Origin of the sequence: Lipingzhangella halophila (assembly GCF_014203805.1) — a bacterium.
In the GTDB taxonomy this organism is placed as follows: domain Bacteria; phylum Actinomycetota; class Actinomycetes; order Streptosporangiales; family Streptosporangiaceae; genus Lipingzhangella; species Lipingzhangella halophila.
The window spans coordinates 423,304-443,150 of sequence record NZ_JACHJT010000002.1 but is presented as its reverse complement, the minus strand read 5'-3'; the positions used below and the strand labels follow the sequence as shown (position 1 = coordinate 443,150).

Annotated in this window: 20 protein-coding genes; 12 read left to right on the top strand and 8 right to left on the bottom strand. The window is 71.0% G+C overall.

Going from position 1 to position 19,847, the window contains the following annotated elements; all coding sequences use genetic code 11:
• The first annotated feature begins 343 nt into the window (after window positions 1-343).
• From F4561_RS29010 to F4561_RS29000, 3 genes are all read left to right on the top strand, one after another.
• Window positions 344-1,366, top strand: a complete 1,023-nt coding sequence (locus F4561_RS29010; protein WP_184584890.1) for a D-2-hydroxyacid dehydrogenase — start codon at window positions 344-346, stop codon at window positions 1,364-1,366.
• Between the two features lie 368 nt (window positions 1,367-1,734).
• Window positions 1,735-3,198 (top strand): amidase, encoded by a 1,464-nt coding sequence (locus F4561_RS29005; protein ID WP_184584889.1) that lies wholly within the window; start codon window positions 1,735-1,737, stop codon window positions 3,196-3,198.
• 109 nt (window positions 3,199-3,307) lie between these two features.
• Window positions 3,308-3,970, top strand: a complete 663-nt coding sequence (locus F4561_RS29000) for a response regulator transcription factor (RefSeq protein WP_184584888.1) — start codon at window positions 3,308-3,310, stop codon at window positions 3,968-3,970.
• A gap of 36 nt (window positions 3,971-4,006) precedes the next feature.
• Here the strand turns inward: F4561_RS29000 and F4561_RS28995 are convergent, their stop codons facing one another.
• Window positions 4,007-5,728, bottom strand: coding sequence for a sensor histidine kinase (locus tag F4561_RS28995; protein ID WP_184584887.1), 1,722 nt, complete (start codon window positions 5,726-5,728; stop codon window positions 4,007-4,009).
• 429 nt (window positions 5,729-6,157) lie between these two features.
• On the opposite strand from F4561_RS28995, the gene F4561_RS28990 reads away from it, so the two are divergent.
• Entirely contained in the window at window positions 6,158-7,120 is a 963-nt protein-coding gene (locus tag F4561_RS28990) for a hypothetical protein (protein ID WP_184584886.1), read from the top strand.
• A 417-nt stretch (window positions 7,121-7,537) separates the two neighbouring features.
• Window positions 7,538-8,491 carry a hypothetical protein gene (locus tag F4561_RS28985; RefSeq protein WP_184584885.1) on the top strand — a complete coding sequence of 318 codons (954 nt, stop codon included), beginning with the start codon at window positions 7,538-7,540 and terminating at the stop codon, window positions 8,489-8,491.
• Window positions 8,492-8,958: 467 nt separating this feature from the next.
• Here F4561_RS28985 and F4561_RS28980 read toward each other — a convergent pair whose 3' ends face one another.
• Window positions 8,959-9,621: a hypothetical protein gene (locus tag F4561_RS28980; RefSeq protein ID WP_184584884.1), complete on the bottom strand. Its 663-nt coding sequence runs from the start codon at window positions 9,619-9,621 to the stop codon at window positions 8,959-8,961.
• Between the two features lie 278 nt (window positions 9,622-9,899).
• Here F4561_RS28980 and arsB point away from each other — a divergent pair, with 278 nt between their 5' ends.
• The 3 genes from arsB to F4561_RS28965 all read left to right on the top strand — a co-directional run bounded on the left by arsB (window position 9,900) and on the right by F4561_RS28965 (window position 11,854).
• Entirely contained in the window at window positions 9,900-11,003 is a 1,104-nt protein-coding gene (arsB, locus tag F4561_RS28975; protein ID WP_184585350.1) for an ACR3 family arsenite efflux transporter, read from the top strand.
• A 50-nt stretch (window positions 11,004-11,053) separates the two neighbouring features.
• On the top strand, window positions 11,054-11,464 hold the full coding sequence (locus F4561_RS28970) for an arsenate reductase ArsC (RefSeq protein WP_221446369.1): 411 nt from the start codon (window positions 11,054-11,056) through the stop codon (window positions 11,462-11,464).
• 72 nt (window positions 11,465-11,536) lie between these two features.
• Window positions 11,537-11,854, top strand: a complete 318-nt coding sequence (locus F4561_RS28965) for an ArsR/SmtB family transcription factor (RefSeq protein WP_184584883.1) — start codon at window positions 11,537-11,539, stop codon at window positions 11,852-11,854.
• A gap of 119 nt (window positions 11,855-11,973) precedes the next feature.
• Here F4561_RS28965 and F4561_RS28960 read toward each other — a convergent pair whose 3' ends face one another.
• Window positions 11,974-13,098 (bottom strand): NAD(P)/FAD-dependent oxidoreductase, encoded by a 1,125-nt coding sequence (locus F4561_RS28960; protein WP_184584882.1) that lies wholly within the window; start codon window positions 13,096-13,098, stop codon window positions 11,974-11,976.
• A gap of 107 nt (window positions 13,099-13,205) precedes the next feature.
• Between F4561_RS28960 and F4561_RS28955 the strand changes: the two genes are divergently transcribed.
• Both F4561_RS28955 and idi read left to right on the top strand, forming a co-directional pair.
• Window positions 13,206-14,057: a helix-turn-helix domain-containing protein gene (locus F4561_RS28955; protein WP_184584881.1), complete on the top strand. Its 852-nt coding sequence runs from the start codon at window positions 13,206-13,208 to the stop codon at window positions 14,055-14,057.
• A 263-nt stretch (window positions 14,058-14,320) separates the two neighbouring features.
• Window positions 14,321-14,905 (top strand): isopentenyl-diphosphate Delta-isomerase, encoded by a 585-nt coding sequence (idi, locus tag F4561_RS28950; RefSeq protein WP_184584880.1) that lies wholly within the window; start codon window positions 14,321-14,323, stop codon window positions 14,903-14,905.
• 78 nt (window positions 14,906-14,983) lie between these two features.
• Here idi and F4561_RS28945 read toward each other — a convergent pair whose 3' ends face one another.
• Complete coding sequence (locus tag F4561_RS28945; protein WP_184584879.1) at window positions 14,984-15,427, bottom strand: cupredoxin domain-containing protein; 444 nt, start codon at window positions 15,425-15,427, stop codon at window positions 14,984-14,986.
• Window positions 15,428-15,704: 277 nt separating this feature from the next.
• On the opposite strand from F4561_RS28945, the gene F4561_RS28940 reads away from it, so the two are divergent.
• Window positions 15,705-16,127: an acyl-CoA thioesterase gene (locus tag F4561_RS28940; protein ID WP_184584878.1), complete on the top strand. Its 423-nt coding sequence runs from the start codon at window positions 15,705-15,707 to the stop codon at window positions 16,125-16,127.
• A gap of 68 nt (window positions 16,128-16,195) precedes the next feature.
• Here F4561_RS28940 and F4561_RS28935 read toward each other — a convergent pair whose 3' ends face one another.
• Window positions 16,196-17,377: a four-carbon acid sugar kinase family protein gene (locus F4561_RS28935; RefSeq protein ID WP_184584877.1), complete on the bottom strand. Its 1,182-nt coding sequence runs from the start codon at window positions 17,375-17,377 to the stop codon at window positions 16,196-16,198.
• 405 nt (window positions 17,378-17,782) lie between these two features.
• Between F4561_RS28935 and F4561_RS28930 the strand changes: the two genes are divergently transcribed.
• Window positions 17,783-18,193: a RidA family protein gene (locus F4561_RS28930; protein ID WP_184584876.1), complete on the top strand. Its 411-nt coding sequence runs from the start codon at window positions 17,783-17,785 to the stop codon at window positions 18,191-18,193.
• 242 nt (window positions 18,194-18,435) lie between these two features.
• Here F4561_RS28930 and F4561_RS28925 read toward each other — a convergent pair whose 3' ends face one another.
• The 3 genes from F4561_RS28925 to F4561_RS34100 all read right to left on the bottom strand — a co-directional run bounded on the left by F4561_RS28925 (window position 18,436) and on the right by F4561_RS34100 (window position 19,476).
• Entirely contained in the window at window positions 18,436-18,618 is a 183-nt protein-coding gene (locus tag F4561_RS28925; RefSeq protein WP_184584875.1) for a hypothetical protein, read from the bottom strand.
• Between the two features lie 83 nt (window positions 18,619-18,701).
• Window positions 18,702-19,058: a DUF397 domain-containing protein gene (locus F4561_RS33855; protein WP_312885695.1), complete on the bottom strand. Its 357-nt coding sequence runs from the start codon at window positions 19,056-19,058 to the stop codon at window positions 18,702-18,704.
• Between the two features lie 49 nt (window positions 19,059-19,107).
• Window positions 19,108-19,476 carry a Scr1 family TA system antitoxin-like transcriptional regulator gene (locus F4561_RS34100; RefSeq protein ID WP_376773820.1) on the bottom strand — a complete coding sequence of 123 codons (369 nt, stop codon included), beginning with the start codon at window positions 19,474-19,476 and terminating at the stop codon, window positions 19,108-19,110.
• Window positions 19,477-19,847: the final 371 nt, after the last annotated feature.

The following is a 19,847-nucleotide window of genomic DNA, read 5'->3' as shown; positions in this document are numbered from 1 at the left end:
GGGTACCGGTATTCCTGGCAGTGCCGGGGTTCCGTCCCGCGGGCGCCACCGCGTGTGTGGGGAGCCGCTCGTTTCGGGGGAATTCGGATTCTTGTGGCCTTTGGTGTGAGATTGTTGACAATCCTATGATTGGTCTCTAGCTTGGCACTGGCCGCGCGAATCCCGTTCCGTCACCCCGTGTGGCGGGTGGTGGCCTCGGCATCGGGGCGTTACCGCTCCGGTCGATGCCGTGTTCATCCTCCGTCCGCAGGGCAGGATACCGGCGCGTGGGCCGGCCGACTCCGGGCGGCGGATCCGGCACCACGAACCGACCACCTACGTTGCGTAGCAGGGAGCCACTTCCGTGACCACCCAGCCACAGCGGCCACCGGGCACCGGCCCGGTAGTCACCATTCTGCACGGTGACGACCTTCCTCCCGGGCACGAGACCATCGACGCCGATCCGAGGCTCCAAGCGGTGCGCTACGCCACGGCTGACCAGCTTTCCGAGGCGCTTCCCGGGACCCAGGCGCTGTTCGTCTGGGACCTGTTCTCCGAGGCGGTCACCACGGCGTGGCCCAAAGCCGACCACCTGCGGTGGATACACGCCGCGACGGCGGGCGTCGACAACCTCATGTTCCCCGGCCTCGTCGACAGCGACGTCACGGTGACCAACTCGCGCGGGGTCTTCGACGAGCCCATCGCCGAGTACGTACTCGGCCTGGTGCTGAGCTTCGCCAAGGACTTCCCCCGAAGTCTGGACCTGCAGCGGAACCGGCTGTGGCGGCACCGCGAGACCGAGCGCATTGGCGGCCGGCGCGCCCTGGTCATCGGGACCGGCCCCATCGGCCGCGCGATTGCCCGCCAGCTCAGTGCCGCCGGAATGCGGGTCGAGGGCGCCGGACGCACGGCGCGCGAGTCCGACCCCGACTTCGGCACCGTGGTCCAGGCCTCCCTGGACTCCGGTGCCGCGCCGGGCCTCGACGGCGCGCTGCAGCGCGCCGACTTCGTCGTCCTCGCCGCCCCGCTCACCGCCGCGACCCAGGGCCTGATGGACGCCGCGGCACTGGCGCGGATGAAGGACACGGCCCGGCTCATCAACATCGCCCGCGGCCAACTCGTGGTCGAGGACGACCTGGTGAGCGCGCTGCGCGAGGGCACTATCGGCGGCGCCGCACTGGACGTCTTCGAGACCGAGCCGCTCCCTGAGACCTCCCCGCTGTGGGACCTCCCGGAGGTGGTCATCTCGCCGCACATGTCCGGTGACGTCATCGGCTGGCGTTCGGCGCTGGTCGAGCTGTTCACCGACAACCTCGGCCGTTTCCTCGAAGGGCGCGAACTGCGCAACATCGTCGACAAGCGGCGCGGCTACGTCGCCGGCGCGTGACCTGTTGTCCCGCGTCCTCCCCCGAGTGCTTCGGGCTTTGGGACGGTCCGAGGCCCATCACCCGCGTATCGCGGCAATGAGGCGAGGCGAGTGCAGGGGTGCGGCAATGGGGCGGAGCGGGCGCGGCGAGCGAGCCAGCTCGCCGCCCAGCGTTGGTGCACCGCGCGCTCGGCGGCAAGCTGGCGCCCCTCTCGCTTCGCTCGCGGGGTGCCCCATTGCCGCACCCCACCCCGGCGCGGCCCCGTTACCCCAACCCCCGGCGCGGCCCCACTGCCCAACAGCGTGGGTAGGGGAAAGCCATCCAACCCGACGAGCTCGGGGAAGAACGAGATTCGCACGATCGGCGCAGAACTGGAATCGAGGGAAGTGTGAGTACCAAGTTCGAGGGGCTTGACCAGGGAGGAGAGCGGGCGGCGGCGCCTGCTCCGGAATCGCCGAGGGAGGGCTCGCCCGCGGCCCTGTCCGCGACCGAGCTCCTCGCGGGCTACGAGCGCGGCGACCTGTCCCCGGTCGAGGCCACCGATGCCGTCCTGGACCAGATCGACCGGAACAACCCGGCGCTCAATGCGTTCTGCCTGGTCAAACCGGATGAAGCCCGGGCCGCGGCGCGCGCCTCCGAGGAGCGCTGGCGGCGGGGCGAACCCGCGGGCCGGCTCGACGGCGTCCCCACGTCCATCAAGGACATGATGCTCACGCGGGGCTGGCCCACACTGCGCGGGTCGCTCAACACCGACCCGGACCAGCAGTGGGAGGAGGACTCCCCGGTGGTCGCCCGGCTCCGCGAGCACGGTGCCGTCTTCGTGGGCAAGACCACCACCCCCGAGCTGGCGTGGAAAGGGGTGACCGACTCGCCGCTCACCGGGGTCACCCGAAACCCGTGGGACCTGTCCAAGACGCCCGGCGGTTCCAGCGGCGGGGCTTCGGCCGCGGTCGCCGCCGGTATGGCGCCGCTTGCCACCGGGACCGACGCCGGGGGGTCGGTGCGCATCCCGGCGAGCTTCACCGGCACCTTCGCTCTCAAGCCGACGCGGGGCCTTGTTCCGCACCACCCGGCGAGCGCGTTCGGCACCCTCGCCCACTCGGGTCCGATGACCCGCACGGTCGCCGATTCCGCGCTGATGCTCGACGTCATGGCCGAGCCCGACGTGCGCGACTGGGGCGCGCTCCCGCCGCCGGCCGCCAGCTTCACTGACGGGTTGCGGCGTCCGATGAGCGAGCTTCGTATCGCGTTCAGCCCCACTCTCGGGCACGTGCGGGTCGACCCGGAGGTGGCCCGGATCGTGGCCGACGCGGTGCGCGCCTTCGAGGAGCTGGGTGCGCACGTCGAGGAGACCGATCCGGACATCTACGAGTGCGGCGACGCGTTCCACGTGCTCTGGTTCAGTGGTGCCGCCAAGGCGACCGAGAGTCTGACCGACGCGCAGCGCGAGCGGCTCGACCCCGGGTTGCGCGAGATCATCGACGAAGGGCTGACCTACTCCGCCCAGGACTACGTCACGGCCATGGTCACGCGGATGGACCTGGGGCGGCGTATGGGGTTGTTCCACCAGCGGTACGACCTGCTGCTCACCCCGGCCATGCCGATCCCCCCGTTCGAGGCCGGCCTGGAGGTGCCGCCCGGCTCCGCCGAGCGCCGGTGGACCAGTTGGGCCGGCTTCAGCTACCCCTTCAACATGACAGAGCAGCCGGCGGCCAGCGTGCCGTGCGGGTTCACCGAAGCGGGGCTGCCCGTCGGGCTGCAGGTCGTTGGCCCCCGCCACTCCGACGCGCTGGTGCTGGCGGCGAGCCACGCGTTCGAGCAGGCCCGGCCGCAGACCGGTAACTGGCCGTGAGTACCCAGGGGAGGGCGGTGCGCCCTCCCCATAGCGGGGGCCGCGCGCCGCCGGAGGGCGCCGAGCGCTAGCGTCGTCACCGACATTCGCGACGCGAGGGAGCTCGGAATTGACCGGAGCGCCGGCGGGGCAGCAGATCACCGTCTTTCTCGTGGACGACCACGAAGTGGTGCGGCGGGGGGTCTCCGCCCTACTCGAAGGGGAGGACGACATCCGGGTCGTCGGCGAGGCGGGGACCGCGGAGCAGGCGCTCGCCCGCATCCCCGCTGTGTGCCCCGATGTGGTCGTGCTGGACGTCCGGCTGCCCGACGCCTCCGGGGTGACGGTGTGCCGGGACGTCCAGTCGGGCTGGCCCGGCACCCGTTGTTTGATGCTGACCTCGTTCACTGACGACGAAGCCCTCTACGACGCGATCATGGCCGGTGCCGCGGGGTATGTGCTGAAGCAGATCCACGGGGCCGACCTGGTGGGAGCGGTCCGAACGGTCGCCGAGGGCGGTTCGTTGCTCGACCCCGGGAACACCGGGCGGATGCTGCACCAGTCCGGCAGCACCCCCGCCGAACCCGACCCGCTGGCCGAGCTGACCCCGAAGGAACGGCAGATCCTCGACCTCATCGGCGAAGGGCTCACCAACCGCCAAATCGGGGACCGGTTGTACCTGGCCGAGAAGACCGTGAAGAACTACGTATCGGGGCTGCTGTCCAAGCTCGACCTGAAACGCCGGACGCAGGCCGCGATCCTCGTCGCCGAGCTGCGCGGGAAGAACCGCTAGCCACGAGTCCGGAGCGGCAGCGCCGGGCGGGTCCGCTCAGTGGGCCGCGGCGGTCCCGTCGTCGGGGTTGCCGCGGGGCACGCACCAGCGCAGCACGGTCCCGGACACCTCGCGCGGCTCCACGGCGAACTCGCCGCCCAGTGCCTGGGCGCGCTCGGCCATGTTGCGCAGCCCGCTGCCGGGCCGGTGCCCGGTGGCGCCGACACCGTTGTCCGTGATCCGCAGCGTGACCCGGGCGTCGATGGACACCAGGACGTGCGCTTCCGTGGCGTGTGCGTGCCGGGCGACATTGGACAGGCCCTCGTTGAGGACGGCGAGGAGCTGCTCGCCGATCTTGCCGGAGACCGAGGTGTCGATCGGGCCGTCGAGCCGAACCCCGGGGTGGAAACCCAGGGTCTTCGCGGTGTTCTCGACCGCCGCCAGGATGCGGCCGCGCAGCGACGCGACGCCCTCGGTGGTCGGTTGCCGCAACGCGAACACCGTGGAGCGGATCTCGCGGATGGTGCCGTCGAGGTCGTCGATGGTGCGCCGCACGCGTTCACCCGCCTCGGTGTCGTTGACCAGCCGCAGGGTGCTCACCAGGTTCATGGCCGAAGCGAAGAGGCGCTGGATGACAACGTCGTGCAGGTCCTTGGCGATCCGGTCGCGGTCCTCCAGCACGACCAGCCGCTCGGCGTCCTGCCGCGCCTCGGCGAGCTCCAGTGCGACCGCCGCCTGCCCGGCGAACGCGTTGAGCATGCGCCGCGTGGCGTCGTCGAACGGGGCCGCCCGGGCGCCGGACTTGCCCAGCAGCAGGACACCGCGGGTGTGCGCGGTCGTGCCGAACGGCACCAGCATCCCGGGCCGGAAACCGTGGTGGCTGAGCATCGGGCAGTTGACCTGCCGAAGATCGGGGATGGTCATGGCCTCGCCGTTGCGGTAAACGTCGCCGCACAGCGTCTCGGCGATGCTCAACTGGGTCTTGACGACCTCCGCGGCCCGTGGGCCGTCGGCGATCTCGGCGATGAGCTCGTGGTCGCGCGGCTCGGGGAGCAGAACGACAGCGATGTCGGCATCGGCCATCTCCCGGGCCTGCTGCGCCAGGTGCCCCAGGACGTCCCCGGCGGCGCCGCCGGACAGCAGGCGCGTGGTGATCTCGGTGGACGCGGCCAGCCAGCGCTCGCGCAGCCGGGTTTCCTCGAACAGCCTGGCGTTCTCGATCGCGACCCCGGCGGCGGTTGCCAGCGCGGTCACGGTGGCCTCGTCGTTCTCGTCGAACTGCCCGCCGTCGTTCTTCTCGGCGAGGTAGAGGTTGCCGAACACCTCGTCGCGTACCTGGATCGGCACACCGAGGAAGGTGCTCATAACCGGATGGCCCTCGGGGAAACCGCGGAAGCTGGCGTGGTTGCGCAGGTCGTTCAGGCGTAAAGCGCGGCGTTCTGTCGAGGGGACCGCGAGCAGGCCTGTGCCCTGTGGAAACCGGGGGACACAGCGCGCCTCCTCCTCGCTCAGCCCGACGTTGATGAACTCACCGAAGTGACCGTCCTCGGCGATGACGCCGAGGCCCGCGTACTTGGCATCCACCAGACTCGCGGCGGCTTCGGCGAGGTTGCGCAGCACCGCCGTGAGGTCGAGGTCGCTCCCAATGGAGAGCACCGCCTCAAGAAGCGAGTGCACACGGTCGTGTGCCGACAGTGCGGCCTCCAGACGGGCGCGGATCTCGGCGTGATCGTCGGTCCGCGCGTGGGGAGTCTGCGGGCGGTCGGGAAGTTCGGTCACGTCTCGATACCTCCGAGCACACACCGTATCGGGAAACGGTCCCCAATGTAGTCAGATTCGTGGTATTCGCCGCATTGTCGGCGAAATCGCCCCGAACAGCGCGCGCATGGCCGGCATTCCCGCTTGGCGGGAAGATTGGTGCCGGCGCCAGCCGGGAGCGGTGCTCGCCTTGCCCAGTGTGGAATGAATTGGCAGGCAGTGGTGCAGAACATCTTTCGCCTCCCCGATGACGTGCGGATTTCAGAAAAAGATTCGTTCGTTGTCGGGGAATTTCCACCCGGTCGCCTTGCCAGCTGAGGTGAGCATGCTACGGTCGCCTCTGAGCGAGGGGACGGATACGGCCCGCAACGTCGTCCCAGCCCGTGGCTGTGGATGCGGCGTGCCGCTCCCCTTGTGCTCCGCTCATCGTTCACGACGAGAGGACCTCCTGTGCTGCGTATTGGTCGACCGGGACGCGTATCACGCGTCGCCTCGGCCGTACGCGCGGTTGGCGGGAGCGCGCTCCGGCGGCTGCTGCTGATCGGCGGGTTCGTCGTCGCCGCATGGTTCCTCGGCGCGGCCGCGGCGAGCGCCGACGAGATCGGCGGAGAGGTCGGCGGAGCCGACACCTCCGAGGTCACGCGGAGCGCCCCCCAGAGCGACAACGCGGCCGGCGAGGCCGCCGAGCGCACGCGGGACCACGCCGCCCCGGCCGCTGGTGAGGCCGCTGGTTCCGCTGGTAAAGCCACCGAGAACGTGCGGCACCAGGCCGCGCCGGGGGGCGACTCCCGGGCCGGTCAGGCCGCGGAGCGGTCCGCGGGCAGGGCCACGCAGTCGGCGAACGGAGCGGCCGAGCACGCCAACGAGAACGCCCAGTCGGCTCCGGCCGCCGACGCGGCGGCGGAGGCCCCGGCGCGCAGCACCGGCGTCGACGCCGCAAGTGAGGTGGCCGCCGCGGTCGAGCAGAGCACGCAGACCACCGAGCGGATCACCGAGTCCGGGATCGGCGACATTGCCGATTCCGCCGCCGGCTACACACCCGAGAGTGTTGGTTCGGCCGGCGGCTCCGACTCATCGTCCGGTGACCGCGCCCGCGACGAGCAGCGGGGCGATTTCCGCTCCGCCGGCCACTCGCATTCCATCGAGCTGGGCGGGAGCTACCTCGGCGGTACCGGGGAGCCCAAGGCCGCCAGTCCCGGCGGGGAGAAGCCGGTTCGTGGTGGCGGCCCCGCCAACACCCCCCTCAGCTCCGCTCCGCCGGCGCAGAGCGGCACCGCCGTGCCAGTGCAGGCGGGCTTCCTGCCCGCGGCGGCGGTCGTGCCGCCCGAGACCGGGCTGCCCGAGACCGCCCGGCACGCGCTCGCCATGGCGCCGCAGAACCCGGTCGACGAGCCGACCGTTTCGCCCGACTAGCTCGCGGCGCTTCCGGGAGACACCCCTGTTCTTCGCGGGTGCCGCCGGCCCTCTCGGGTACGGCCCCGGACCCCTGGTGACGGGCCCCGCCCCAATGCGCGGCGCAGGAGTCCCGCACCCCCTCACGGCAGTAGCCCCGTTGATCCAGTAGCGATCCGCCCGGATCGCCCCTGGGCACTGACGTGAGCCCCGTGCCCCTGAGTGTCACGAGGTTCACGCCAGTCGGGGGCCCGCCAGACCTTCCGACTGCCTTCGGAGCCGCCGCCCGTGCCCGCCAAGCGCGGGGCGGCACCGGTGAACCGCACACCCGCGCTACGGCGCCCCTGGCCAGGGCGCCGCGTGGGCCAGGGCGGAGCCATCCGCCCGCTCCCAGTACAGACATCGAGAGACGCACACGATCCGGAAGGACGCAGTTTCATGTTCCAGCTCGCTTGCACCTCCGCCAAGGCCGCAATCGTGGCGGCCGGTGCCGCCGGCTTCGTTGCCGCCGGTGCGGGTATCGCCTCGGCCGACGAGTTCGGCGTGACGGACGCGCTCCGGACGCAGCCCGTCGCCCCGTCCGTGCCCGGCCTGCCGGCGGACCCGACCGGACCGGTGGACCAGGTGCAGCGCGACGTTGAGGTGCCGCAGATGGCGCACACGCTCCCCGCGCCCGGCACCGAGACCCCGGCCGTCCCCGGCGTTGACGCGTCCGGGGCAGAGGACACGCTCGGCACCGTCCAGGACGCCGCCGGCGTGCACACGGTGCACCAGACGGCGCCGCAGGCGCGCGGGCTCGCCCACGGGACGGTGAACTCGCTGCCCGCGCAGGCTCTGCCGGGGGGTGCCAACGGCGCCGCGCACAGCACCCTGAACCGGGGGGTGAACAGCGCTGAGCAGGTCAACCACCTCAGCAACGAGCTGCCGCAGCCGGAGGCGCCCGCCGCCGAGCGGCCCGGTACCGGCCTGCCCGAGACCGGGGCTCCCGAGGTTCCCGGTCTCCACGAGCTCCCCGACCCGCTCGGCACGGTCAGCGGTGTCCCCGAGACGCTGCTGCCCCAGGACGCCGAGCAGACCGTTGAGCAGGCCGCCGGGGAGGCCCCGGACCTCGACGGCGCGGCGCCGGAGTCCCCCGAGGAGGTCAAGGACGAGGCGGGCGAGGTGCGCGACCGCGGCACCGACACGGCTGAGGGCACGGTCGACCACCTGGTCTCGGAGGCCCCGGCCGACGTCCCCGACGCCCCCGACACCGGTGACGTCGACGAGACCGCTGGCGAGGCCAAGGAGGTCGACTCCGACGAGGCCACCGACGAGCTCGCCGACACCGCCCCGTCCGGGGTGGCCGACGGCCTGGAGCCCGCCGACGACGTGGTGAACGTCGAGGCGAAGTAAGACTCCATAGACCGTGCGCCCCATTGTTCCGTCCGAAATGGGGCGCACGCGGGCCCTGGGCGGGGCGTGACCGGATCCGGGGAGCGGGGCGTTCTGGGGATTGTGGGGGTTCCCGGGACGGAGATGAACCGGAGAAGCCGCGCCGCTCAGGGCCTCTAACCACCCCACCGCCAAGACGCTTGTGGGGACGTCCTCCATTGCGGGGACCACGCGGGGGCCGGTGAGTCCGGTCCCTGCGGGCAGAGGAAAAGGGCGGGGCGCCGTGGCGCCCCGCCCTTGATCTGTCGCCGTCGCCGTCGTCGCTGGGCGCTGGGCGCGGGAGCCCCACTGCCCGCGCCGCGTGCGCGCCGATCTTGAGGATTGCGTTCCTGTGCAGGGCGGTGAAGGAACGCAATCCTCAAGATCGCCGCCGATGAGCGTGCGCGGCCGCCTGTCAGCCGCGGCGGCTCCGGCCGGCGGACCGGTGGTCAGTCGTTGTTCCAGAACTCGCTGGAGTCGACGTCCTTCTCTTTGCCCTTGTCGCCGGTCTTCTTGGTGGCGCTCTTGCCGTCGGCCGGGACCGCCTGCGACTTGCGCCGTGCTCCCCCGCGGTTCGCGGCGGAGCCCGTGGCTGATGATGCTTCGGACGCGGCGGTGTCGTCCGGCTTCGACGTTCCTCCGCCGGCGTGGATGTTCAGGGCCTCGTCCTCGACGTCGAGGATCTTGCGAACCGACTGCGGCAGGCCGGGGATGCGCTCGGCGCGGAAGTGTGCGCCCAGGACCTCCAAGGCGTGGTCGCAGATCTGCTGGCGCGCGCGTTCCGGCTTGGTCCCGCTGAGTTCCTGGAGCTCCGGCAGCTTGAGCTCGCGGAGCAGCCGGATCAGCGCGCGGACGCGCTCGCGGGTGCGGCGGTCGGCGAGGGCGGCCGCGGTCATCTCCGCCTCGGTGAGGTTCGCCGACGGCTCCTTACTGGTGGTCTCGGCGGGGTTGTCGCGCTCGGCGATGAACATGGAGGTGAGCTGCCGGGTGGACTCCCGGGCCGTCGCGCGCAGTTCGGTGCGTCGCAGGTATCTGGCCTGTAACCAGGTGACGGATACGCTGCTCACCAGGCTGATGGCGGCGCCAAGAATGATGAGGGTGAAGTCGTTCACGGGGTCCTCCGGGGTGGGGGGCGGTCAGCCTCGTGGCTGAGTCCGTGAGCATTCGTGAATCTTGGGTGAATTGTCAAGTTCGAGGCGCGGTGCCGGGCTGTGCGCAGAGTCTCTCTGGGGATGGGATGGCGGTCCGGGCGCTTTGGTTGCTCCGGTGGAGGGGAAGACGTAACATATCGATGAGAATTGATATCAACATGAATTGATCTGATGCAGCGGGTGACCCCCGCTGCATTCGAATGAGAGGGGCCAGGGTGACTGCCGATTCCGAGGTGGGCATGGCCACGCGGGCGGCCGCCGCGCGGTTGTCGACACTGGACCGGTTTCTGCCGGTATGGATCGGGCTGGCCATGGTCACCGGTCTGGTCCTGGGACGCTGGATTCCCGGGCTCCCGCGTGCGCTGGACGCCGTCCAGGTCGACGGAGTCTCGCTGCCGATCGCGCTGGGCCTGCTGCTGATGATGTATCCGGTGCTGGCCAAGGTGCGCTACGACCGGCTCGACACCGTCACCCGCGACTACCGGACCCTGGTCCCGTCAGTGGTGCTGAACTGGGTGGCGGGTCCGGCGGTGATGTTCGCGCTGGCCTGGACCTTCCTGCCTGATCTCCCCGAGTACCGAACCGGGCTGATCATTGTCGGACTGGCCCGGTGCATCGCGATGGTGATCATCTGGAACGACCTCGCCCGCGGCGACCGCGAGGCCGCCGCCGTTCTCGTCGCGCTCAACTCCGTGTTCCAGGTGCTGCTGTTCGGCGTCCTCGGCTGGTTCTACCTCGACCTGCTTCCGGGATGGCTCGGCCTCGCCCAGACCGGAATCGACGTCTCCGCCTGGGACATCGCCAAGAGCGTCCTGGTCTTCCTCGGTATCCCGCTCGCCGCGGGCTTCCTTACCCGGGTCGTCGGCGAGCGCTCGCGGGGGCGCGAGTGGTACGAGGGCCGCTTCCTGCCGGCGATCGGCCCTGTCGCGCTCTACGGGCTGCTGTTCACCATCGTCATGCTGTTCACGTTCCAGGGGGAAGCGATCACGTCGCAGCCGCTGGACGTCGCCCGCATCGCGATACCGCTGCTGGTGTACTTCGCCCTGATGTGGGGGCTGTCGATGCTGCTCGGCTGGGCTATCGGGCTCGGCTACGAGCGGTCGACGACGCTGGCGTTCACCGCCGCCGGCAACAACTTCGAGCTCGCGATCGCCGTCGCGATCGGGGTCTTCGGGGTGGCCTCCGGGCAGGCGCTCGCCGGTGTTGTCGGTCCGCTGATCGAGGTGCCAGTACTTGTCGGTCTGGTCTACGTCTCGCTGTGGTCGCGCCGGTTCTTCGCCGGCCGGGTGGAGCCCGGCGGGTCCGGTCCGCACACCGCGGAGCGGGGTGCTCCGCCTGACTAGGATCGCGTTCCGGCGCCGGTCCGCGTCCCACTTGTGAAAGGGTCCCCATTATGGACAAGCCCAGCGTGCTTTTCGTCTGCGTACACAACGCGGGCCGCTCCCAGATGGCGGCGGGTTTCCTCAACCACTACGGCGGCGACGCCGTCGAGGTCCGCTCCGCCGGCTCCGAGCCGGGTGAGGCCATCAACCCGGTCGCTGTCTCGGCGATGCGCGAGGTGGGGATCGACATCTCCGAGCAGCGGCCGAAGTCCCTCACCGCCGACGCTGTCGAGAGCAGCGACGTTGTGATCACCATGGGGTGCGGCGACACCTGCCCGGTGTTCCCGGGCAAGCGCTACCTGGACTGGGAGCTCGACGACCCCGCCGGGCAGCCCATCGAGGGGGTCCGACCGGTGCGGGACGAGATCGGTGCCCGTGTTGCCGCGCTGCTCCGGGAGCTGGGGGTTCCGGAGCGGCGGTGATGGTGTGCCGGAACGCGCGGACGCGCGTCCGGTGTCGTTGACGCGTAGACCGGGAAGTGGTGTTATCCGGCCATGCTGATGTCGTGCGAGGAGCCCGCGGAGGGCGCCGTCAAGCTGTTGGGGGACCCGCTGCGCGCCCGGATCGTCCGGTTGCTCGCGCGAGAGCAGTTGTGCACCTGCCACCTCATCGACGAGACCGGGGCCCGGCAGCCCACGATCAGCCACCACCTGCGGGTGCTGCGCGAGGCGGGGTTCGTCGCCGCCGAGCCGCACGGCCGGTTCACCTACTACCGGTTGCGCCCGGAGCGGATCCGCCAGCTCGCCGGAGCCATCGTCGACCTCGCCGAGCAGGCTGACGACGCTCAGCAGGTCCGGCGTCCTTGCGACTAGCGAAAGGGGCCCGGTATCCCCAGCGCCGCGGACCAGCGCGGATGCCGTGCCGCGCCGGACGCGGTTCCGGGGCACCCACCGGTGCGTGACCGCTCTCCGTGGCCACGCACCGGCAGCTCTCAGGCGCGCCCCAGGAGCTCGGCGAAGGTGTCGAGCATCAGGCCCTCGCCCTTGACCTGGGCCGTGGTCTCGGCATCCAGCATTCCCGTCTCGGGTGCGTAGTCCCAAGAGAACGACACGCCTCCCTTGGGGCCCAGCGGCAGGGCGATGCCGTCCGGACCGGGTTCGTAGCTCGTCAGCTCGCCGTCGCCGCTGACCAGGGCTTTGATGTTGGCGGCGACCACCTCGGCGTGGTCGCCAGCCTGCTTGGCCATCTTGGGTTCGGGGATCGCGGTGACGTCGCCGATGGCGAACACGTTGCGCGCTCCGGAAAGCCGCAGCTCGGCGTCGACCTCGATGTGGCCGTCGGCCGTCCGGGCGCCCGCGAGCTCGGCGGCCAGGTAGTCACTCACCGGCTCGACGCCGAAGCAGCGGAACCAGATGTCGGCGGTGATCTCCCGGCCCTCCTGGGTCGTGACGGTGAACGGCGCCGACTCGCCGGGCGCGGACGAGGGCTGCGCACGCAGCGGCGTGTCGAGGAGCAGCTCGATCCCCAGCGCGTCGACCTGGCGCCGCACCTCCGCCCGGAAGTTGTCGGGGAACCGCCCGGCGACGACGTCGCTGGCCGGATCGACGATCGTGACAGCCTTGTGGGGCCATACCGCCTTGATCTCGCCGGCGAGCTCCAGCCCCACCGGTCCCGCGCCAAGGAGCAGCACGCGCTCGGCGCCGGCCAGCTCCTTGTGCATCGTGTGGAACATGGCGATGCCGGTCGTGCTTTCCTCGGCGTCGACCTTCGCCGGGAACGGGTAGTTCGAACCGGTGGCAAGGACGATGTAGTCGGCGGCGACCCGCTCACCGGAGCCGAGCGTGACCCCTCCGGAGTCCACGTGCGCCGCCCGGTCGTGCACCACCCGGCCGTGGCGCAGCAGCCGGTCGTAGGGCAGGAAGATGCGCTCCGCCCAGGACGGGTCCACGACGCCGCGCAGGGCGGCGACGTTGTGCACGAAGGAGTCCTGGGGGTCGACAAGGACGATGTTGGCCACGTCGTCGAGGGCCTTGGCGGTGGTGATACCGCCGTACCCGCCGCCCACGACGGCGATAGTGGGGACGCGGTGGTCGTTGTGCGTGTTCTCGTAGCTCATGGGATAAGCGTGGGGCGGACGGCGCCCAATAGGGAGGCCGCCGTGTGGCTAGCCCCGGCAGGGCCATGCTCGGCAGCGGGAGAGGACCGGGTCGCTAGACTCTGGGTGTGGGCGACAACGAGTTGGGGGACTTCCTCCGCAGCCGGCGCGAGACCGTCACACCCGCCGAGGTCGGGCTTCCCAACGGAGCCCGCCGCCGTACCCCGGGTCTGCGGCGGTCGGAGCTGGCCATGCTCTCCGGGGTCAGCGTCGAATACCTGACCCGGATTGAACAGGGGCGCGATCGCAACCCGTCGACTGAGGTCCTCTCCGCGCTCGGCGTCGCGCTGCGCCTCGCCCACGACGAGCACATCATGCTCCGCCGCGCGGCCAAGGCCGCCAGCGGGTTCGTCTGCTCGGACGCCGACCCCCCGTCCCACGTGGTGCGGCCCACGGTCCGGGCGGTCCTCGACCACCTGGAGCCGGCGCCCGCGTTCCTGCGCAACCGGTTGAGCGACATCATCGCGTACACGTCGGGATACGAACGGCTCGCCCGGCCCCTCGGGCTGCTCGATGCCCAACCCGCCAACCTCATCCGGTACGTGTTCACCGACCCCCGCGCGCGGACGGCGTTCCCCGACTGGGAGAGCGCGGCCGACGAGCATGCCGCCAACCTGCGGCTTGAGACCCACCGCGGCGATCCGCACACCACGGCGTTAACCGAGGAGTTGGCCGAAACCGCCGGATCCGCACTCGCCGACCGGCTGCGGCGCGCACCCGAACCGCCCAGCCGTGCCGGGATCGAGCGCATGGCGCACCCTGAGGTGGGCGTGCTGCGGCTCGCCTACGAGACACTCGACGTCGCCGACACGGACGAGCCGCGCCTGGTCGTCCTGCTGCCGGCCGACGACGCCACCTCCGCCGCACTCGACGAACTCACCGGCCGGTCTCCCCGAGCGCTGCGCGCGTTCAGCTCCTGACCCCCGCTGGGCCGGCCGAGGGCGCGTGCGAGCGGAGGCGCCGGCCCTACCTGTCCGCGATGCGAAGGTCGTGGACGGGTCGTGCACACCCCGAACGGGGCGACGCCGCCGCTCCGTGGCAGGAAGCCGCCGTGTCCGGCCGGTCATGCCGGGTGCCGTTCGGAGCCGGTTGGGCGAGCACGCGGTCGGACACCCCGGGAACCACCTCTTCGATCTGCGGTTTTCCAGGACGCCGCCGGTCAGAGCAGGCTAGCTTGGAAGAGATGACACAGCCACACGGTGACGCACCTGACACCCCAGCGGGCAGGCCCAACGACCTTGTTGTGCTGCTCGACGCGGACCTCAGCCCCATCGGCACAGCCGACAAGTTCGCGGTGCACGGCGCGGAGACGCCGCTGCACCTCGCCTTCTCCTGCTACGTCTTCGACGACCGCGGCCGGCTGCTCGCCACCCGGCGTGCGCTGTCCAAGGCGACGTGGCCGGGTGTCTGGACGAACAGCTGCTGTGGTCACCCCGGTCCGGGGGAGAACGGGGAGCAGGCGGTGCGCCGCCGGGTGCGCGAGGAACTGGGGATCGCGCTGCACGGTGTTGACCAGGTGCTGCCGAACTTCCGCTACCGCGCCCGCTCGGCCGAAGGGGTCGTGGAGAACGAGTTCTGCCCGGTGTACACGGCGCTGACAAACGACACGCCCGATCCCGACCCCTCCGAGATCGCCGAGTGGCAGTGGGTCTCGTGGAGCAGTTTCGTCGCACTCGCGGGAGCGGCGCCGTGGGCGATCAGCCCGTGGGCCGCCGAGCAGGTGCCGCTGCTCGAAGCCGAGGGCGTGCTGGCGCGCTCGCACGTCTGACCCGTTTCCAGGGCCGGGCCGGAGCCGGCCCGGCGGCCGAGGAACGCGCGGCCACCGGGGTACGGACCGGGACCGCCACTACTCGACCGTGACGGTCTGCTCCATCCCTTGCTGGCGGTGGTTCCCGATCGAGCAGTAGATCGTGTACTCGCCCGGCTCGAGTTCGACGGTGCCGCTGGCGGACTCGCCGCCCGCCGTCTCCTCGATCACCGTCTCGTCGCCGAGTTCCTCGATCACGAGGTCATGGGGCATCTCGCCGGTGTTCTCAAGGTCGAACGCGACGGTGCCGGCCGGGAGTGTCTCGGGGATCCCATCGTAGAAGAACTCGCCCGCGTCGACCGCGACGGTCTCGTCGGCGGCCTCGCCGTCGTCGCCTTCCTCCCCGCCTTCCTCCTCGGCCGGGGCTTCCTCGTTGGTCTCCTCCTCAGCGGCGTCGCCGTTCTCGGACTCGGTGTCTCCGCCGCACGCGGCCAGACCGATCAGTCCGGCGAAGGCGAGGGCGGCAAGCGAAAGGCGTGACATCAGTGTTCAGCTCCTGTCGGCCGGCGTTGGACTACGCTGGGTTCTCGCTCTGGGTATGCGGATCGTCACGTGGCGCACCTTACCCTCGGTCCGGTACGCGGAACAGGTCCAGATCCGGCCATGCCAGGCGGCCGTGCCCCTGACTGTCCGTACCGAGTGCGAGAATCGCGCACGTTCGTTCGGATAGGAGGGCGAGCTGGCCGGGCAGGCGCGGAGGTATCGAACGTGCGCGTCCGCGGACGGCATCGGTGGGACACCGCGTAGAGCTGAGGGTGACATGGCTGAGGAGTTCCGGACACGGGTCGGGGTTCGCGGATACGAGCTAGACACACAGGGCCACCTGAACGGGACGGTGTACCACCAGTACGGCGAGCACGCCCGTTGGGAGTGTCTGCGCGCCGCTGGTATCTCGGTGGACGCGCTGCTCGCCACCGGGGTCGGACCGGTGACCCTGGAGAGCACCATCCGCTACCACCGGGAGCTGCGCGGCGGGGACGAGGTCGACGTCTCGTGCTCGTTCGTCTGGGGCAGCGGCAAGACGTTCCGGGTCGAGCAGGAGTTCCGCCGCCCCGATGGCGAGCTTATCGCCGAGATCTCCAGCACCGGCGGGCTGATGGACCTGGCGGAGCGGCACCTTGTGGCTGACCCTGCCGAGCACTGGCGAGCGCTGGCCACGGAGCCCGCGGTTCTCAACCTGTGAGCCCTTCGGCGGGAGTGGGCACCGCTGTCGACCGTCTCGGCGTCGCAGGGTGGTGCAGTGCACGTTGGTCACTGCCTCCGCTGCCGGACCGCCTCCGCGGCACGGATGAGGACGTCGGTGTCGCCGAACCCGCCCGCCTTCGTGACCAGGAACCGGCCCTGTGCCGGGCCACCGATGAGGGTGCCGATGGGCACGCCCGCGGCCACCTCGCCCACGAGGTCGATGCCGGTCGCCGACAGCGCGTCCACGACCGCGCGGGCCCCGTCGCCGCCGGTGGCCACGAACCCGGCGACCCGGCGCGTCTCCGCGAGGTCGGCGGCCAGCGTGCCGAAACGGCGGTTGACCGCCGCGGGTTCCAGCCCGGGGGCGCGTTCCTCCGGCGCGAGCAGCACCAGTAGGTCGCGGGGTTCGGCGAACCGGTCGTGCGCCGTTGTGCACCAGGCCGACCAGGCGTGCGAGTCCATGAGGGTCGCGGGGTCCGCCCGCAGTACGGCGTCCGGAGCGTGCTGGGCGAGCGCGTCGACCTGCCGGCGGGTGGCCTGGTGCAGCGAGGTCACAACAACGAGGGCGGGAGCGGGCTCGTCGTGGGCGGCCCACGCGCCCGCCATGGGCCCGGCCAGCCCGGCGGAGCCGACCGGCACCGCGTCCGGTCCGAGGTGCGCGACCGCGGCCGCCAGCCTCCGCAGGTCCGCGTCGGTCTCGGCGTCGACCACAACAACCGGCCCCGCCGCGGCGATCTCCGCGGCGTCGCGTTCCGGGGCGCCGCCGGGAAGCCGGACGTGGGCGGCGCCGAGCAGGGTTGGGACGTGACTCTCCCGGACGGGCGTCACCGGGTCGTCGCCGATCCCGGTCTGGGCCACCGGAACGCCGTCGACCAGGAGTGTGCCGTCGCGTACGGTCCGTCCAGCGGCCGGGAGGGCCGGGCAGACGACCATCAGGGCACGGCTGGACCACGCGGTCCGTGCGGCGTCGATCTCCGCCCGCAGCGGGCCGCGCACGGTGGAGTCCACCTTCTTGTACAGGTGACGCGCCCCGGCGGCCCGCACCGCCGCCGTCCGCTCGGCCACAGCACGGGCCGCCGCGTCGACGGGAAGAGCGCGGGAGTCCGTGCTGAGTGCCACCACCTCGGCACCAGTCCGGGAGGAGCCGGAAAGCCGCAGCTCGGTGGACCACCCGGAGCGCAGGAACTCGGCCGCGGTATCGCCGGCGCCGGTGAGATCGTCGGCGATTACCGCGATATCCGCGCTCATACTCGGCCCCCGTTTCTCTGCGGCGAAGGTGTCGGCGCCGCTGTGTCTGACGGTCCGGCCCCAGGAGCGTCGGACCCACCCGGACCAGGCGGATCCGGGCAACGCGCCGGTCCCGGCCCAGGCCGGTGACGTGCATCTCTGGTTGTCGCGCAAGCCGCACGTACCGGACAAATTGCTCCGGCATCGTACTCCACGATCCCGCGGGAGAACCCGGCAGGGATCCCCGCGTCACCCCACACGGTCGCGGGAGGCACCAGTTCCCTCGAACACGCGTGCTGGTGGCCCGGCGTTCCGCCGGGCCACCAGGCCCCGGCCCGCTATCCGCAATCTGTAATCTTGGCGAGTAGTCCAGGCGTCTCGAGCGCTGACTGAGAACGCGCCGAACAACAGAGAAGTAGGAGAGCTATGGCGGGTGCCGCCAACATTCAACTGGTCAGAAGCGGCGTGCTCACCGACCAGGTCGACTACGCCTACGCGGCGGTGACATCGGCGCCGTCGCGGTCCATCTACACAGCGGGAGCCTGCCCGTTGGATGCCGAGGGCAACACGGTGGCCGTCGGCGACTACGCGGGCCAGGCTGAGCAGGTGATGCGCAACCTCGCCACCACCCTCAAGGAGGCGGGTGCTGCGCTCACCGACGTCGTGAAGACCACGGTCTACGTGGCGTCGTCGGAGCAGGCCGACCTGGTGGTCACCTGGGACGTCGTCCGTTCCCACTTCACGGAGCACGATGCCCCGAGCACGCTGCTAGGCGTTGCCTGCCTGGGATACGACCACCAGCTGGTTGAGGTCGAGGCGGTCGCGGTCATCGCGTGACCGGTCGCCGTGGTCTGCCCGGGAAACGGCGCGACCACGGCGGTTGCCCATTGCGGTGTTGCCCGCATCGGGCCGGAGGGATCGCCCGGGCGGTGCTGTTCCTTCGGTTCCGCGGATCGGGAGGAAAAGCGCTGACTTGGGAGGTGTTTCTGTATCGTCGCCGCAGACGAACGCCTCGCAGTCGTGGGCCGCGCGCGTGGCGCATCGAACTTGGGGCCGCGGCTGATGTGTACCCGAGGTGGCTACTCGTCAGCCGATGGCTTCTCCTGCAGCCATTCGGGGCGAAACCGTACCGTTGCCTGCGGGTCGTCGGGTGCTTCCGGGGAGTCTTGCTCGGCGTCCTGCGGGGGAGGGCTCGCCGGGGCGTCGAAGTCGGGCGTCCAGGACATGGTCGCGTTGGGGTCGGGCTCCTCGTTCCGGTCCATGCCGACTCCTTCTGATGCCAGTGAGGGATGTGGTTGCTTCGACGGAGCCGTCGCGCGAGCGGTTCCAGGAGGTTTCGCGGGACTCACACGGTGTCGCGCCGCACCTGCGCGAGAAACGCCCGCCACTCGGCGAGAGGGAAGCCCAGGTGGCCGTGGTCGCGGTGCTGGGTGTCGCGCACCTGCACCTGGTCACGGGTGGTGCGGCACTCCAGGCAGTCGGGGGTTCCGGCCGCCGCTGTAGCTGGACTTGTGCCAATCCTCCACTGTCGTAGTTCCTTTCGGATTGTGTCGGTGAGTTCGACCGATGCGTGCGTCGAGAGGGCTTCGCCCTGCAGGTTGCCGAACAGCTCCACGAGCTTGTTCACCTTCGGGCCAGAGACGACGTTAACGCCCGAAAGGTACTCCTCATGTCCCACAAGCCGCCCGTCCCGTAGCTCCATGACGCGGAACGCGCCTTCTGGGCAAGGATGGTGCAGCGTGGTCTGGGGATCACCTGCCGAGGTTCCCCAGGCGGGCTGTGCGCGCGTTCACCAGCCTTTCCACCTGCTCCTCATCCCAGTCGCCCGTGTTTCGCATGACCGCCCGAGCGTAATCGGGGGTCTGGAGCGGGAGTGGGGTTGGGCTGCCCGCTCGCGCGGAACGGGTTCGGAGCCGCCGCGAGCAGTGCGGGAGGTGCACGGTGATCCGGGTCCGCCAGCGCGCGTTTCCCGCCCATGTGGACAGTCTGCGCGAGGCACGGAAATGGGCGACCGGCGTCCTCACCCGGGCCGGGACGGCCGACGAGCCGTGCGCCGACGCGGTTCTCGTCCTGCACGAGTTGGCCGCCCAGCCCCTCGGATGGCTCACCCTCGAGCACATCGAGGAGGCCGGTTTCTGGCTCTACATCCGCGCCGGCATCGGCACTATCGGAGTGGGCGCGGTGTGCGAGTCACACTGCTTGGCCCCGGGCCCGGTCAGCGACCCTCGCCAGCGCTACCGCGGCATCCTGCTGGATCTGCTCGCCGACGAGCACGGCATCCTCCAGGACGACGTGCAGTGCACGCATCACGCCGAGCTCCGTTGGCACGCGCCCGACCGGGTGCGCGTTCCCCGCCCCCGGACACCGGCCGAGCGCCGGCCGCTCTCTGGCGCGCCCTTGCGCTCGCGCATCGACCCGCCACCGGGCGGCGTCTCGCTCAACAAACCCCCGTCCATGGTGGTCTCGTGGAAGCGGCCCCTTCAACGCGCGT